This is a genomic window from Pseudomonas sp. D8002 (assembly GCF_013385695.1).
Lineage (GTDB): Bacteria > Pseudomonadota > Gammaproteobacteria > Pseudomonadales > Pseudomonadaceae > Aquipseudomonas.
This window is the reverse complement of record NZ_JACAPM010000020.1, coordinates 14,480-31,107: the sequence shown is the minus strand read 5'-3', so window position 1 is coordinate 31,107 and position 16,628 is coordinate 14,480. Positions and strand designations below refer to the sequence as shown.

General features: G+C 61.8%; 13 protein-coding genes. 12 read left to right on the top strand and 1 reads right to left on the bottom strand.

Going from position 1 to position 16,628, the window contains the following annotated elements; all coding sequences use genetic code 11:
• Positions 1–96 precede the first annotated feature (96 nt).
• Positions 97–993 (bottom strand): MurR/RpiR family transcriptional regulator, encoded by an 897-nt coding sequence (locus HX807_RS11835; protein ID WP_003214679.1) that lies wholly within the window; start codon positions 991–993, stop codon positions 97–99.
• Positions 994–1,296: 303 nt separating this feature from the next.
• On the opposite strand from HX807_RS11835, the gene iolC reads away from it, so the two are divergent.
• The 12 genes from iolC (at position 1,297) to HX807_RS11775 (ending at position 16,615) form a co-directional block, all read left to right on the top strand.
• Positions 1,297–3,234: a 5-dehydro-2-deoxygluconokinase gene (iolC, locus tag HX807_RS11830; protein ID WP_102605499.1), complete on the top strand. Its 1,938-nt coding sequence runs from the start codon at positions 1,297–1,299 to the stop codon at positions 3,232–3,234.
• 148 nt (positions 3,235–3,382) lie between these two features.
• The gene (iolE, locus tag HX807_RS11825) at positions 3,383–4,276 is read left to right on the top strand and encodes a myo-inosose-2 dehydratase (RefSeq protein ID WP_087694126.1); all 894 of its coding nucleotides are present in this window, start codon (positions 3,383–3,385) and stop codon (positions 4,274–4,276) included.
• Positions 4,273–5,067, top strand: a complete 795-nt coding sequence (iolB, locus tag HX807_RS11820) for a 5-deoxy-glucuronate isomerase (RefSeq protein WP_003214687.1) — start codon at positions 4,273–4,275, stop codon at positions 5,065–5,067. The genes iolE and iolB overlap by 4 nt, the downstream gene beginning before the upstream one ends.
• Positions 5,068–5,089: 22 nt before the next feature.
• Positions 5,090–6,592 carry a CoA-acylating methylmalonate-semialdehyde dehydrogenase gene (locus HX807_RS11815; protein ID WP_102605498.1) on the top strand — a complete coding sequence of 501 codons (1,503 nt, stop codon included), beginning with the start codon at positions 5,090–5,092 and terminating at the stop codon, positions 6,590–6,592.
• A gap of 27 nt (positions 6,593–6,619) precedes the next feature.
• The gene (locus HX807_RS11810) at positions 6,620–7,435 is read left to right on the top strand and encodes a TIM barrel protein (RefSeq protein WP_177050051.1); all 816 of its coding nucleotides are present in this window, start codon (positions 6,620–6,622) and stop codon (positions 7,433–7,435) included.
• A gap of 10 nt (positions 7,436–7,445) precedes the next feature.
• Complete coding sequence (gene iolD / locus HX807_RS11805; protein ID WP_087694124.1) at positions 7,446–9,377, top strand: 3D-(3,5/4)-trihydroxycyclohexane-1,2-dione acylhydrolase (decyclizing); 1,932 nt, start codon at positions 7,446–7,448, stop codon at positions 9,375–9,377.
• 19 nt (positions 9,378–9,396) lie between these two features.
• Positions 9,397–10,407, top strand: a complete 1,011-nt coding sequence (locus HX807_RS11800) for a Gfo/Idh/MocA family protein (RefSeq protein WP_008437157.1) — start codon at positions 9,397–9,399, stop codon at positions 10,405–10,407.
• Positions 10,408–10,567: 160 nt separating this feature from the next.
• A complete protein-coding gene (locus HX807_RS11795; RefSeq protein ID WP_177050049.1) occupies positions 10,568–11,428 on the top strand; it encodes a sugar phosphate isomerase/epimerase family protein in 861 nt (286 codons plus the stop codon).
• A 131-nt stretch (positions 11,429–11,559) separates the two neighbouring features.
• Positions 11,560–12,600, top strand: a complete 1,041-nt coding sequence (locus HX807_RS11790) for a Gfo/Idh/MocA family oxidoreductase (protein ID WP_177050047.1) — start codon at positions 11,560–11,562, stop codon at positions 12,598–12,600.
• 365 nt (positions 12,601–12,965) lie between these two features.
• Positions 12,966–13,901 (top strand): sugar ABC transporter substrate-binding protein, encoded by a 936-nt coding sequence (locus HX807_RS11785; RefSeq protein ID WP_003214701.1) that lies wholly within the window; start codon positions 12,966–12,968, stop codon positions 13,899–13,901.
• A gap of 63 nt (positions 13,902–13,964) precedes the next feature.
• A complete protein-coding gene (locus HX807_RS11780) occupies positions 13,965–15,518 on the top strand; it encodes a sugar ABC transporter ATP-binding protein (RefSeq protein ID WP_177050045.1) in 1,554 nt (517 codons plus the stop codon).
• Positions 15,519–15,577: 59 nt separating this feature from the next.
• Complete coding sequence (locus HX807_RS11775) at positions 15,578–16,615, top strand: ABC transporter permease (protein WP_003214704.1); 1,038 nt, start codon at positions 15,578–15,580, stop codon at positions 16,613–16,615.
• Positions 16,616–16,628 lie beyond the last annotated feature (13 nt).

Below are 16,628 nucleotides of genomic sequence, written 5' to 3'. Positions count from 1 at the left end.
CGCTCTGCGTGGGAACGCCTCTTGTGACGCTCTGCGTCACGCTTTGGACGCGGAGCGTCCGGGGCTGCATTCCCACGCGGAGCGTGGGAACGATCGTCAGTCGTCGAATCCCACCTGCTCATGAATCTCATCGACCTTCAATTCCAGCCGATACGCCACGGCAATGAACAACGCCTGGCACAGGCACAGCGTCGCACTCAGTGACCTGAACGCAAACGACGAGCCTTCATTCACCAGCAACACCGTGCTCGCCCGCTTGGCCAGGGGCGACAGGTTGCTGTCGGTAATGATCAGGGTCTTGGCCTGATGGTGCTGGGCAATCCGCAGGCAGTGCTGGGTTTCCTTGCCGTACGGCGTAAAGCTGATGGCAATCACCAGGTCGTTGGCCCGCACACTGCGCATCTGCTCACGATAGCTGCCGCCCAACCCCGAGACCAGATGGATGCGCTTGTTGGTGTGCTGCAGGTTGTACACCAAGTAGTCCGCCACGGCGAACGAGCGGCGCACGCCCACCACGTAGATATTGTCGGCATTCACCACCAGGTCCACGGCCTTGTCGAAGGCTGCGTCATCCAGTTCCAGCCCCAGGCGCTCGATCCCGGAGAGGGTGGCATTCACGCACTCACGCGCCAGGTCGCCGCCGCTGGCTTTCTGCGACTTGTTGGCGATCATGCTGCGGATGCGTTGCTGGTAGTTCTGCACCGGTGTGGTCTTGTGGGTGTAAGCCTCGCGGAACAGCGCCTGCATTTCACTGAAACCACTGAACCCGAAACGCTGGGAAAACCGCACGATGGCCGACGGGTGCACTTCGCATTCACGGGCGATGTCGCTGATGCGGTCGACCATGATCCGATCGCTCTGCTGGCTCATGTAGCTGGCGATGCGCTTGAGCTGGCGCGGCAGGCTCTCGTATTCATCGGTGATCAGCTGCAACAACCGCTCGGCGTTCAGCGGCGGGCTGGCGAGTGCGTCTTCCGGGGCGCTCTGGGACATAGGGAATCCTTCTGGCTTGTTCTTATAGGGCGCTTCGAGGCGCCCCTGACAATAAGTCGATGTGCGCAAGTCTACAGGGTAGGCGCAAAAAAATACCTCGGCATCCCGCCCCACGGTGCAGCTGAAACGATGCACTGCGGCTGGAACATACCGATGATGGCGTATTGGAAAATATATTCCACAAAAAATATTTATAGAATAAATATTGATTGGCGTCACCAGACGTTCTAGTCTGCTTGCACCAAGAGCGTATGCCGCCACCGCGACGGCACACGCAGGCTGATAAAAATAACAGGAGCCAGCATGGGCCAGACTCGTTTTGCCAGTGGGCGTCAATTGGATCTGATTTGCCTGGGACGCCTGGGCGTCGACCTTTACGCACAACAAGTGGGTGCACGGCTGGAGGATGTCTCGAGCTTCGCCAAGTACCTCGGCGGTTCCTCCGCCAACATCGCGTTCGGCACCGCGCGGCTGGGGCTCAAGTCGGCGATGTTGAGCCGGGTAGGGGACGACCACATGGGGCGTTTCCTGCTGGAGTCCCTGGCCCGCGAAGGCTGTGACGTCAGCGGCATCAAGGTCGACCCGGAACGCCTCACCGCCCTGGTGCTGCTGGGCCTCAAGGACCGCGAAACCTTCCCGCTGGTGTTCTACCGCGAGAACTGCGCCGACATGGCCCTGCGCGCCGAAGACATCAGTGAAGCGTTCATTGCTTCCAGCAAGGCGCTGCTGATCACCGGTACCCACTTCTCCACCGACGGCGTGTACAAGGCCAGCATCCAGGCCCTGGACTACGCCGAGAAGCACAACGTCAAACGCGTGCTCGACATCGACTACCGCCCGGTGCTCTGGGGCCTGGCCGGCAAGGCCGATGGCGAAACCCGGTTTGTGGCCGACCAGAATGTCAGCCAGCACGTGCAGAAAATCCTCCCGCGTTTTGACCTGATCGTCGGCACCGAAGAAGAATTCCTGATTGCCGGTGGCAGTGAAGATTTGCTCACGGCATTGCGCACGGTGCGTGGCCTGACCTCGGCCACCCTGGTGGTCAAGCTTGGCCCCCAGGGCTGCACGGTGATCCACGGCGATATCCCGGCCCGCCTTGAAGACGGCGCGATCTACCCCGGGGTACGGGTGGAAGTACTCAACGTGCTGGGCGCCGGCGATGCCTTCATGTCCGGCTTCCTCAGCGGCTGGCTTGAAGACGCCAGCGACGAGCGCTGCAGCCAGTTGGCGAATGCCTGCGGCGGCCTGGTGGTGTCGCGCCATGCCTGCGCGCCGGCCATGCCGACCCGCGCCGAACTTGATTACCTGTTCAACAGCCCGGTGCCGATTACCCGCCCGGACCAGGACGCAGTGCTGCAACGCCTGCACCAGGTCAGCGTGCCGCGCAAGGTCTGGAAGCAGCTGTTTGTATTTGCCTTCGACCACCGCTGGCAGTTGGTGGAACTGGCCCAAAAGGGCGGCCAGGACCCGGCGCGCATCAGCGCCCTGAAGCAACTGTTCATCCAGGCCGTGGAACGGGTTGAAAGCAAACTGGCGGAGCAGGGCGTCGAGGCTGACGTCGGGATTCTGGCCGACCAACGCTTCGGCCAGGACGCGCTGAACGCCGCCAGCGGTCGCGGCTGGTGGATCGCCCGCCCGGTGGAAGTCCAGAATTCACGGCCGCTGGCCTTTGAACACGGGCGCTCGGTGGGCAGCAACCTGATTGCCTGGCCCCGGGAGCAGATCATCAAGTGCCTGGTGCAATTTCACCCCGATGACGAGCCATTGCTGCGCCTGGAACAGGAAGCGCAACTCAAGGCCCTGTATCAGGCGTCCCTGGTCAGCGGCCATGAGCTGCTGCTGGAAGTCGTGCCCCCCAAGGATCACCCGTCCACCTATCCCGACGTGCTCTATCGCAGCCTCAAGCGCCTGTACAACCTGGGCATCTACCCGGCGTGGTGGAAGATCGAGGCGCAGTCGGCCGCAGACTGGAAAAAGCTCGACGAGCTGATCCAGGAGCGCGATCCCTACTGCCGGGGCGTGGTGCTGCTGGGCCTGAACGCTTCCGCCGAATGCCTGGCCGATGGCTTCCAGCAAGCCAGCCAAAGCCAGACCTGCCGCGGGTTCGCCGTGGGTCGCACGATCTTCCAGGAACCGAGCCGAGCCTGGCTGGCGGGGGAGATTGACGATCAAGCCTTGATTGAGCAGGTGCAGTGCATCTTTGAGCAATTGATTAAGGCTTGGCGCAGTTCTCGAAGCTAAACACGGTCAAATGTGGGAGCGGGCTTGCTCGCGAAAGCGGAGTGTCAGTCGACTGATACACCAACTGAACCACCGCCTTCGCGAGCAAGCCCGCTCCCACATAAAGCAGATCTCAGGCAACTCTGAAAAAACAATAATAGGTGCAGCCATGCCCGCTATCCGAATTGGCATCAACCCGATCTCCTGGAGCAACGACGACCTGCCGGCCCTGGGCGGTGAAACGCCGTTGAGCACGGCCCTCAGCGAAGGCAAGGACATCGGCTACGAAGGCTTTGAACTCAACGGCAAATTCCCCAAGGACGCCAAAGGTGTCGGCGATGTATTGCGCCCCTACGACCTGGCACTGGTCTCCGGCTGGTACTCCAGTCGCCTGGCCCGGCGCTCGGTGGCGGAAGAAATCGAAGCCATCGCCAGCCACGTCGAACTGCTGCGTGAAAACGGCGCCAGCGTGTTGGTGTATGGAGAAGTCGCCGACTCGATCCAGGGTTCGCCGGTGCGCCTGATCGAACGCCCGCGCTTCCACAGCGAACAGGCCTGGCAGGAATACGCCGACAAACTCACAGAACTGGCGCGCTTCACCCTGTCCCAGGGCGTGCGCCTGGCGTACCACCACCATATGGGCGCCTACGTCGAATCCCCGGAAGACATCGACCAACTGATGCGCCGCACCGGCCCGGAAGTCGGCCTGCTGTTTGATTCGGGCCACTGCTACATGGGTGGCGGCGAGCCTATCGAGGTGCTGCGCAAACACATCGCCCGCATCTGCCACGTGCACTTCAAGGATGTGCGCAAGCCGGTGGTGCAACTGGCACGCAACCAGATGTGGAGCTTCCCGGATTGCATCGTCAACGGCACCTTCACCGTGCCCGGCGACGGCGATATCGACTTCGCCGCGCTGCTGGACGTGCTGCTGGCCGCCAATTACCAGGGTTGGCTGGTAGTGGAGGCCGAGCAGGATCCTGCCGTGGCGCCGAGCTACATCTATGCGAAGAAGGGTTACGACACCCTGCGCGCACTGTTGAGCGAGAGGACTGGACAATGAGCCTGTTGGTCAAAAGCAGCAAGCGCGGGCAAACCATGGTGGCGCTGGAAGAAGGGCGCCTGGAATACGTGGGCTTCGCCGCCTACCGCCTGAGCCTGGGTGAAACCTTGCCAGTCACCGCCGGCGACAAGGAACTGTGCCTGGTGCTGCTCAGCGGCCGGGTGACTATCCAGGGCGAAGGCTTCAACTGGGAAAACCTCGGTGATCGCCACTCGGTGTTCGAAGACAAGTCGCCCTTCGCCGCTTATTTGCCGCCAGGCACCGACGCCCAGGTCACCGCGCTGAGCGACGTGCAAATTGCCGTCTGCGCCGCTCCCGGCTCAACCGACGCAGGTCTGGCACCCCGTCTGATTCGCCCCGAGCAATGCAAGCGCAGCGTACGTGGCAAGGGCGCCAACACCCGCTACGTGTGCGACATCCTGCCCGACAGCGAGCCTGCCCATTCGCTGCTGGTGGTGGAAGTGCGCACACCGTCCGGTCACTCGTCGAGCTACCCGCCCCACAAGCACGACACCGACGATCTGCCGCACCAGAGCTTTCTCGAAGAAACCTACTACCACCAGATCAACCCGCCCCAGGGCTTCGTGTTCCAGCGCGTCTACACCGACGACCGCAGCATCGACCAGGCCATGGCCGTGGAAAACAGCGACCTGGTGGTGGTGCCCAAGGGGTATCACCCGGTCAGCGTGCCGTATGGCTACGAGTCCTACTACCTGAACGTGATGGCCGGCCCCAAGCGCGCCTGGCATTTCCATAACGACCCGCAGCACAGCTGGCTGCTGGATCTTTAAGCACTTTCGACGGAGAACAATAATGAGCAACGCCCCGGTAATCGGCCATTACATCAACGGCCAGGTGCACGACAGCGCCAGTGAGCGTTTCAGCAATGTGTTCAACCCGGCCACCGGCGAAGTCCAGGCCCGCGTCGGGCTGGCCAGCCAGAAGACCGTCGATGAGGCCGTGGCGTCGGCGCTGAAAGCCTTCCCGGCGTGGTCCGAGCAATCATCCCTGCGCCGTTCGCGGGTGCTGTTCAAATTCAAGGAATTGCTCGACCAGCACCACGATGAGCTGGCTGAAATCATCAGCCGCGAACACGGCAAGGTGTTCTCCGACGCCAAGGGCGAAGTCACCCGCGGCATCGAGATCGTCGAGTTCGCCTGCGGTGCGCCAAACCTGTTGAAAACCGATTTCAGCGACAACATCGGCGGCGGCATCGACAACTGGAACCTGCGCCAGCCACTGGGCGTGTGCGCCGGCATCACCCCGTTCAACTTCCCGGTGATGGTGCCGCTGTGGATGATCCCGCTGGCGCTGGCCACCGGTAACTGCTTCATCCTCAAGCCGTCGGAGCGCGACCCGTCCGCCAGTTTGCTGATGGCCCGCCTGCTGACCGAAGCCGGTCTGCCCGACGGTGTGTTCAACGTGGTGCAGGGTGACAAGAGCGCGGTAGACGGCCTGTTGCAGCACCCGGATATCGAGGCGATTTCGTTTGTTGGCTCCACGCCGATTGCCGAGTACATCCACCAGCAGGCCACTCAGCGCGGCAAGCGTGTGCAGGCGTTGGGCGGGGCGAAGAACCATATGATCGTGATGCCCGACGCCGACCTGGATCAGGCGGCTGACGCCTTGATCGGCGCGGCTTACGGCTCGGCCGGCGAGCGCTGCATGGCGATCTCGATTGCGGTGGTGGTGGGTGATGTCGGCGACAGGCTGATCGAAAAACTGCTGCCGCGTATCGACCAGTTGAAGGTCGGCAACGGTATGCAAAAAGACAGCGAGATGGGCCCGCTGGTTACCGCCGAACACAAGGCCAAGGTCGAAGGGTTTATCGACCAGGGCGTGGCCCAGGGCGCGAAGCTGATCGTCGACGGTCGTGGCTTCAAGGTGCCGGGCGCGGAGGGTGGTTTCTTCGTCGGTGCGACCTTGTTCGATAACGTCACCACCGAAATGAGCATCTACCAGCAAGAGATTTTCGGGCCGGTGCTGGGCATCGTGCGGGTGGCGGATTTTGCCAGTGCCGTGGCCTTGATCAACGCCCATGAGTTCGGCAACGGCGTGTCGTGCTTTACCAGCGACGGCGGCATTGCCCGTGCCTTTGCCCGCACCATCAAGGTCGGGATGGTCGGCATCAACGTGCCGATTCCGGTGCCGATGGCCTGGCATTCGTTCGGTGGCTGGAAGCGCTCGCTGTTCGGCGACCACCACGCCTATGGCGAAGAAGGCATTCGTTTCTACAGCCGCTACAAGAGCGTCATGCAACGCTGGCCCGACAGCATCGCCAAGGGCCCTGAATTCAGCATGCCAACCGCCAAGTAACGTTTTCGAGTGTGGAGCACAACAATAATGAAGTCGCCTCTACGTTTTGCCCTGAACCGCATGGTCGCCCCCAGCCTTTCCCTGCCCGATTTTATCCAGCTGGCGGTGACCCTGAAATGCGACGCCATCGAGATCCGCAACGACCTCAAGGGCATCGAGATTGAAGACGGCACCCCTGCCAGCCGCGTGCGCGAATTGTGCGCGGTGCATGGCATCACGGTGCTGTCGATCAACGCGCTGTACCCCTTCGATGTGTGGAATGACGAACGCCGTGCCCAGGCCATCAAGCTGGCTGCCTATGCCCGCGAATGCGGCGCGCAGGCGTTGGTGATGTGCCCGTTGAACGACCGCGCCGACTCGCGCAACGAAGCCCAGCGCGCGGCCGGTTTGCGCACCGCCTTGAGTGAACTGGCGCCGATCCTGCGGGAATACGGGATTCTCGGTTTTGTCGAACCCCTGGGGTTTGAAGAATGCTCCCTGCGCCGCAAGCGCGTGGCAGTGGATGCGATCAAGGCCATCGGCGGTCTGGATGTGTTTCGCGTGGTGCACGACACCTTCCACCACCACCTGGCCAGTGAACATGAGTTCTTCCCCGAACTGACTGGGCTGGTGCATATCTCCGGTGTGGAAGATGCCGACGCACCGCTGAACTCGATCCGCGACGGCCACCGTGTGCTGGTGGGCGAGGGCGATATCCTGGGCAATGCCGCGCAGATCGACACGCTGCTCAGCACCGGCTACAGCGGCCACCTGTCGTTCGAACCGTTCGCCGAAAGCGTGCACGGCCTGGCCGATATCAAGCAGGCATTGGGGGCGAGCATCGCCCACCTGCAGAAACGATAAGGAGCACCCCATGACCACAACCCGATTGACCATGGCCCAGGCCCTGGTGAAGTTTCTGGATAACCAGTACATCGAAGTCGACGGTGTGCAGAGCAAGTTTGTCGCCGGCATCTTCACGATTTTTGGCCACGGCAATGTGCTGGGCCTGGGCCAGGCCCTGGAGCAGGACAGCGGCGACCTGGTGGTGCATCAGGGCCGCAACGAACAGGGCATGGCCCACGCGGCGATTGGTTTTGCCAAGCAGCACTTGCGCCGCAAGATCTACGCGTGCTCCTCCTCGGTGGGGCCGGGTGCGGCGAATATGTTGACCGCCGCGGCGACCGCGACCGCCAACCGGATTCCGTTGCTGCTGTTGCCCGGTGATGTCTACGCCAGTCGCCAGCCCGATCCGGTACTGCAACAAATCGAACAGTTCCACGACTTGAGCATCAGCACCAACGACGCGTTTCGTGCGGTCAGCAAATACTGGGACCGCATCAACCGCCCGGAACAGCTGATGACGGCGGCGATCCACGCCATGCGCGTGCTCACCGACCCGGCGGAAACCGGCGCCGTGACCCTGGCCCTGCCGCAGGATGTACAGGGCGAAGCCTGGGATTACCCGGATTACTTCCTGCAAAAACGCGTGCACCGTATCGACCGCCGCCCGGCGACCGAAGCGATGCTGGGGGATGCCGTGGCGGCGTTCAAGGGCAAGCGCAAACCGCTGATCGTGTGTGGCGGCGGGGTCAAATACTCCGGGGCGAATGCCGCGCTGCAAGCCTTTGCCGAACGCTTCGACATTCCTTTCGCGGAAACCCAGGCGGGCAAGAGTGCGGTGGTTTCAAGCCATCCACTGAACCTCGGCGGTCTTGGTGAAACCGGCTGCCTGGCGGCGAACCTGCTGGCACCCGAGGCGGATCTGATCATTGGTATCGGCACGCGCTATACCGATTTCACCACGTCGTCGAAGTCACTGTTCAAGCATCCTGAGGTGCAGTTTCTCAACCTGAATATCAGCCCGTGCGACGCACTGAAACTCGATGGCGTGCAGTTGCTGGCGGATGCCAAGGTTGGCCTGGAAGCACTGGCTGAAGCCTTGGGCGACTACCGTTCCAGCTGGGGGGATCAGCCACGGGATGCCAAGGCGCAATTGGACGTCGAAGTCGACCGGATCTACCAGGCGGAATACCAGACTGAAAACTTCGTCCCTGAAATCAACGACCACATGGACCCGGCGGTGCTGCGTGAGTTTATCGAGCTGACCGGTTCCTGCCTGACCCAAAGCCGCGTACTCGGTGTGCTCAACGAAGCCCTGGCCGACGACGCAATCATCGTCGCCGCCGCCGGCAGCCTGCCCGGTGACTTGCAGCGCAGCTGGCGCAGCAAGGGCGTCAACACCTACCACGTCGAATACGGTTATTCGTGCATGGGCTATGAGGTCAACGCCGCGTTGGGCGTGAAGCTGGCCGAGCCCGAGCGCGAGGTGTACGCACTGGTGGGCGACGGCTCGTACATGATGCTGCACTCGGAGCTGGCCACCTCGATCCAGGAGCGGCGCAAGATCAACGTGGTGCTGCTGGACAACATGACCTTCGGCTGCATCAACAATTTGCAGATGGAACACGGCATGGACAGCTTCGGCACCGAGTTCCGCTTCCGCAATCCCGAGACCGGCAAGCTCGACGGCGGTTTTGTGCCGGTGGACTTCGCCATGAGTGCGGCGGCCTATGGTTGCAAGACCTACAAGGTCAACACCGTGGAGCAGTTGCAGGCGGCGCTGGCCGATGCGCGCACGCAAACCGTGTCGACGCTGATTGATATCAAGGTCCTGCCGAAAACCATGATCCACAAATACCTGTCGTGGTGGCGCGTCGGTGTGGCGCAGGTGTCCACCAGCGCGCGCACCGATGCGGTGGCCAAACAACTCAATGAACGCCTGGCCAAGGCCCGGCAGTACTAATAACAAGAGGAGTGTTTTCATGTCTTTGAAGTTGGGTGTTATCGGTACTGGCGCCATCGGCCAGGATCACATTCGTCGCTGCAGCCAGACCTTGCTCAACAGCCAGGTGGTGGCCGTGACCGACATCAACCTTGAGCAGGCGGCCAAGGTCGTCGCTGACCTGAAACTCACCGCCGAGGTGTACCCGGACGGCCACGCGCTGATCAATTCGCCGCAGGTCGAGGCGATCCTGGTGACCTCATGGGGCCCGAGCCACGAAGAATTTGTGTTGGCGGCGATTGCGGCCGGCAAACCCGTGTTCTGCGAAAAACCCTTGGCGGTGACTGCCGAAGGCTGCCGCAAGATCGTCGAGGCCGAAGTGGCCCACGGCAAGCGCCTGGTGCAGGTGGGTTTCATGCGTCCGTATGACCAAGGCTATCGCGCCTTGAAAGCCGTGATCGACAGCGGCCAGATCGGCGAGCCGCTGATGCTGCACTGTGCCCACCGCAACCCGAGGGTGGGTGAGAACTACAAGACCGACATGGCGATCACCGACACCCTGATCCACGAGCTGGATGTGTTGCGCTGGTTGCTGGCCGATGACTACGTGTCGGTGCAGGTGGTGTTCCCGCGTAAATCGAGCAAGGCGCTGGCCCATCTGCGTGACCCGCAGATCGTGCTGCTGGAAACCGCCAAGGGCACGCGCATCGATGTGGAAGTGTTTGTGAACTGCCAGTACGGCTACGACATCCAGTGCGAAGTGGTGGGGGAGACCGGTATTGCGAAATTGCCGGAGCCGTCCCAGGTGCAGATGCGCAGCGGGGCCAAGTTGTCGAATGCGATCCTGATGGATTGGAAAGACCGGTTCATCGCGGCGTATGACGTTGAGCTGCAGGCGTTTATCGACGGTGTAAGGGCAGGGCAAGTGGGGGGGCCGTCGGCGTGGGATGGTTTTGCAGCGGCGGTGGCGGCGGATGCGTGTATTGAGGCGCAGAACAGTGGGCAGATTGTGAAAGTGGGCCTGCCACCCCGTCCGCATTTCTACGGCTAACCACAACCCTCACTGATGTAACGCAGTCAGTGTGGGAGCGGGCTTGCTCGCGAATGCGGCCTTTCAGTCAACATTTGCATCGACTGACCCACCGCATTCGCGAGCAAGCCCGCTCCCACATTTGACCGAGTTCCTACCTCAAATTCGGGAGATCTCAAGCATGCGCATCGCATTAGACCCCTACATGTACCGCCACCTGCCCCTCGGCCAAATGGTCGACAAGGCCGCCGAGCTCGGCTACCAGCACATCGAACTCTCGCCCCGGGAAGACTTCCTGCCGTTCTACAAGGCCCCCCGGGTCGACCGCGCGCGCATCAAGGAATTTCGCAAGGCCCTGAGCGACGCCGGCGTGCAACTCTCATCCCTGCTGCCCATGTACCACTGGGCCGCCGCCGACGAAGGCCTGCGGGTTGCCGCCGTACGCAACTGGAAACGCGCGATCCAGATCGCCGTGGAAATGGACTGCGAGCTGGTCAACACCGAATTCACCGGCCAGTCCGACAACCCGTTGGTGTGCGAAAACCAGTTCATGCGCTCCATGGACGAGCTGATGCCGGAGTTCGAGCGCGAAGGCATCAAGCTGGATATCCAGGCGCATCCGTACGACTTCTGCGAGCGCAACAACGAGTCGGTGGACATCATTCGCGGCCTCGACCGCGACTGGATCAACTACCTCTACGCCGCGCCGCACACCTTCTTCTATGACGACGGCAAGGGCGATATCGCCTCGATGCTCAAGTACGCAGGCTCCAAGCTCAGCCACTTGATCATTGCCGACACTTACAACCACCGCGCTTCGTCCAACCTGCGCTACATCGTCAACCCGCCGGGCGTCACCGCCACCGTGCACCAGCACCTGGACATCGGCCAGGGCGAGGTGAACTGGGAGGTGTTTTTCGGCACTCTGCGGGAAATCAAGTTCGACGGCATTGCCACAGTGTCGGTGTTTGCCTGGGAAGACCGGCCGGATGAGTCCAACCGGATGATGCTGGAGCGGGTGACCCGCGAGTTGTGCTGTTAGACCGTTGTGGCTTGCCCTGTGGCGAGGGAGCTTGCTCCCGCTGGGGTGCGAAGCGCCCCCAAAAGCTTGCGACTGCTACGCAGTCGAGCGGGAGCAAGCTCCCTCGCCACAATTAACCAAGGAGTATTTGTATGCGAATCGGACTGGTTGGATACGGCAAAGGCGGCCGTGTATTTCATGCACCCCTGATAGCCAGCCTGCCGGGGGCGACCTTTGTCGGCGCGGTGACACGGTCACCCGAACGTCGCCAGCAACTGGCGACGGATCACCCCGGAGTGAAGGCCTTCGACAGTATCGGGCAGATCACCGAGGCCGGTGTCGACGTGCTGGTGATCTCCACCACCCTCAAGGGCCGTCCGGCCCTGGTGCTGGAGGCCATCGAACACGGTGTGGCGGTGGTCAGCGACAAACCCTTTGCCAGCAATGCCGAACAGGCCCAGGCCTTGATCACCGCCGCCGAGCGCCAGGGCGTGCTGCTCAGCGTCTACCAGAACCGGCGCTGGGATTCGGACTTCCTCACCCTGCGCAAGCTGATCGACGCCGGAGCCCTGGGCACCGTCACCCGCTTTGAATCCCGGGTGGAGCGCTACAACCCGGGCTCGGTGGGCAATGCCAGCGGCGGCGGCTTCCTGCGGGACCTGGGCAGCCACCTGGTGGACCAGGCCATGCAATTGTTCGGCCCGGTGGACCGGGTGTTCGCGCAGTTGCACTACACCGCCGATGAGCCGAACGTAGACCACGGCTTCTTTGTATCGCTGACCCACGCCAATGGGGTGATTTCACACCTGTGGGGCAGCGCCCTGCAAAACAGCCAGGCCCCGCGGTTTCGGGTGAATGGCACGGCCGGTTGCTACACCATCGAAGGGCTGGACGGCCAGGAAGAGGCGCTGCTGGCCGGCAAGACCCCGAAAACCGAAGGCGAGCACTGGGGCGCTGAAGAACATCGACGCTGGGGCTGGTTCGAGCAGGGGCCGGATCGTGAGCGGGTGCCGTCGGAAAAGGGCCGTTGGAATCAGTTCTACAGTCAGCTGCAAAGCGCGGTGGAAGGCCACGGCGAGTTGCCGGTGAACGTCCTGGATGCGCTGGCAACCACCCGCGTACTGGACGCCGCGCGCCTGAGTTCAGAGCGCCAGCAGGTAGTGGAAATGGCGGCTATGGAGCCTCATGGATGAAAAATAGAATAAAATTCTAAAACATGTTGATATGGAAATTATTTTCCAATAAAGTCATTCCAGGTTGCATAAAGTACGTTCGGACTCGATTCGGGCGACTCGACAAAAACAAGATCAAAACAACCAGGTACCGTCAGATGAAAATCTTCAACGCTGTACTGCGAGTTTTACGTCCTGCCCTCCAGCCACGCGGTCTGCCCCGCGCCCGGCCGTTTTACTTTTCCCTCCTGAATGTCCTGTGCGTCGAAAGCAAGGGTTCCCTGGTGTGCTGCATTCCGGGGGCGCCGATCGTTCGACTGCCGACCGCTTCGCTCTGAAAAACGCAACGTCCACAAAACCAACAAGAAATTGGAGACAGACCGTTCATGAAGACCCCGATCCGTTTTACCGCGCTGGCCCTGTCCATGATGCTCGCCAGTGGTTTCGCCACGGCGGCCGATATCAAGGTGGGCGTGAGCATGTCGGCGTTCGATGACACCTTCCTGACTTACCTGCGTGAAGACATGGACAAGCAAGCCAAGTCCTACCCCAAGGGTGACGGCGTGCAGCTGCAGTTCGAAGACGCCCGCGCCGATGTGGTCAAGCAACTGAGCCAGGTCGAGAACTTTATCAGCCAGAAAGTCGACGCCATCATCGTCAACCCGGTCGACACGGCGTCTACCGCCAATATCAGTAAAGCGGCCCTCGCAGCGGGCATTCCGCTGGTGTACGTCAACCGTCGTCCCGACCAGACGGATCTGCCCAAAGGCATCGTGGCCGTGACCTCCAATGACGTCGAGGCGGGTCGCCTGCAAATGCAGTACATCGCCGAAAAGCTCGGCGGCAAGGGCAAGATCGTGATCCTGCTGGGTGACCTGGCGAACAACTCCACCACCAACCGCACCAAGGGGGTGAAGGAAGTCCTGGCCAAATACCCAGGCATCACCATCGAGCAGGAACAGACCGGCATCTGGCTGCGTGACAAGGGCATGACCCTGGTCAACGACTGGCTGACCCAAGGCCGTGAATTCAACGCGGTGCTGGCCAACAACGACGAGATGGCCATCGGTGCGTCCATGGCGTTGAAGTCGGCGGGCACCAAGCCGGGCACCGTGTTGATCGCCGGGGTGGATGGCACACCGGACGGTTTGAACGCGATTACCAAGGGCGACATGGCCGCGTCGGCGTTCCAGGATGCCAATGGCCAGGCCGTAGGTTCGGTGGAAGCGGCGCGCAAGATGGCCAGGCACGAGCCGGTCGAGCAGAACGTGGTGATCCCGTTCAAGCTCATCACCCCGGACAACGTCAAAGACTTCAAGTAGCCCTTAATAACAACAATAAACCGGCAGGGCAGCCACGGCGGCCCTGCTGACGGAGTACCCGATATGTTTGCTCAAGCGACTGCTTTCCAGCCTCCCGGTATCCAGCCCTTGGTACTGGAAGAACCCTATCTGCTGGAGATCTCCAACATCAGCAAAGGCTTTCCCGGCGTCGTGGCCCTGGCCGATGTGCAGCTGCGGGTGCGCCCCGGCTCGGTGCTGGCGCTGATGGGCGAGAACGGTGCGGGCAAGTCGACACTGATGAAGATCATCGCCGGCATCTATCAGCCCGACGCCGGTGAAATCCGCTTGCGTGGCAAGCCGATCAAATTCGAAACGCCGTTGGCGGCGCAGAAAGCCGGGATCGCGATGATCCACCAGGAACTCAACCTGATGCCGCACATGAGCATCGCCGAGAACATCTGGATCGGCCGCGAACAGCTCAACGGCCTGCACATGGTCAACCACCGGGAAATGCACCGCTGCACCGCCGAACTGCTGGCGCGGCTGCGGATCAACCTCGACCCGGAAGAGCACGTCGGCAACCTGAGCATCGCCGAGCGGCAGATGGTCGAGATTGCCAAGGCGGTGTCCTATGACTCCGACATCCTGATCATGGATGAACCGACCTCCGCCATTACCGACAAGGAAGTGGCCCACCTGTTCTCGATCATTGCCGACCTCAAGTCCCAGGGCAAAGGCATCATCTACATCACCCATAAAATGAACGAAGTGTTCGCCATCGCCGATGAAGTGGCGGTGTTCCGTGATGGCGCCTATATCGGCCTGCAGCGGGCCGACAGCATGGACAGCGACAGCCTGATCTCGATGATGGTGGGACGTGAGCTGAGCCAGCTGTTCCCGGTGCGCGACAAGCCCATCGGCAATCTGCTGCTGTCGGTGCGCGACCTGCGCCTGGATGGGGTATTCCAGGGCGTGTCGTTCGACCTGCACGCCGGCGAAATTCTCGGTATCGCCGGGCTGATGGGCTCCGGGCGGACCAATGTGGCCGAAACCATTTTCGGCATCACCCCAAGCTCCGGCGGCGAGATCCAGTTGGACGGCAAGACCGTGCGCATCACCGACCCGCATATGGCCATCGAGAAGGGCTTCGCGCTGCTGACCGAAGACCGCAAGCTCAGCGGCCTGTTTCCCTGCCTGTCGGTACTGGAAAACATGGAGATGGCCGTGCTGCCGCATTACTCCGGCAATGGCTTTATCCAGCAAAAAGCCCTGCGTGCCCTGTGTGAAGACATGTGCACCAAGCTGCGGGTGAAAACCCCGTCGCTGGAGCAATGCATCGACACCTTGTCCGGTGGCAACCAGCAAAAAGCCCTGTTGGCCCGCTGGCTGATGACCAACCCACGGCTGCTGATCCTCGACGAACCCACTCGCGGTATCGACGTGGGCGCCAAGGCCGAGATCTACCGGCTGATTTCCTACCTGGCCAGCGAAGGCATGGCGGTGATCATGATTTCCTCGGAGCTGCCCGAGGTGCTGGGCATGAGCGACCGGGTGATGGTGATGCACGAAGGCGACCTGATGGGCACCCTGGACCGCGCGGATGCGACCCAGGAAAAAGTCATGCAACTGGCTTCCGGTATGACGGCGGTCCACTAACGAACAGACGGCGCCGGCCCGTTGTGGCCGGCGCAACGCGATAAAAAAGGTGAGTGGTTATGAACGCGATACTGGAAAGCAAACCCGAGGAAAAGAAGCCCGCTGCGGCGCCGGTCAAGCACCGTCGACGCATGCCCACCGAGCTGAGCATCCTGCTGGTGCTGATTGGCATCGGCCTGGTGTTTGAGTTGTTCGGCTGGATCGTGCGCGACCAGAGCTTCCTGATGAACTCCCAGCGCCTTGTATTGATGATCCTGCAGGTGTCGATCATCGGCCTGCTGGCGATTGGCGTGACCCAGGTGATCATCACCACCGGTATCGATTTGTCCTCGGGCTCGGTGCTGGCGTTGTCGGCGATGATCGCCGCCAGCCTGGCGCAGACTTCCGACTTTTCCCGTGCGGTGTTTCCGTCATTGACTGACCTGCCGGTGTGGATACCGGTGGCGATGGGCCTGGGCGTGGGGCTGCTGGCGGGGGCGATCAACGGCAGTATCATTGCGGTCACCGGGATTCCACCGTTTATTGCGACCCTCGGCATGATGGTCTCGGCCCGTGGCCTGGCGCGTTACTACACCGAAGGCCAGCCGGTGAGCATGCTCTCGGACTCCTACACGGCCATCGGCCACGGCGCGATGCCGGTGGTGATCTTCCTGGTGGTGGCGGTGATCTTCCATATCGCCCTGCGCTACACCAAGTACGGCAAGTACACCTACGCCATCGGCGGCAACATGCAGGCGGCGCGCACCTCGGGCATCAACGTCAAGCGCCACCTGATCATCGTCTACAGCATCGCTGGCCTGCTGGCAGGCCTGGCCGGTGTAGTGGCGTCGGCACGGGCGGCCACCGGGCAGGCGGGCATGGGCATGTCCTATGAGCTGGACGCGATTGCCGCTGCGGTGATCGGCGGTACCAGCCTGGCGGGCGGGGTAGGGCGCATCACCGGCACCGTGATCGGCGCGTTGATTCTCGGCGTGATGGCCAGCGGGTTTACCTTCGTCGGCGTGGATGCCTACATCCAGGACATCATCAAGGGCCTGATCATCGTGGTGGCGGTGGTGATCGACCAGTATCGCAACAAGCGCAAACTCAAGCGCTGACACGTTCCTCAAG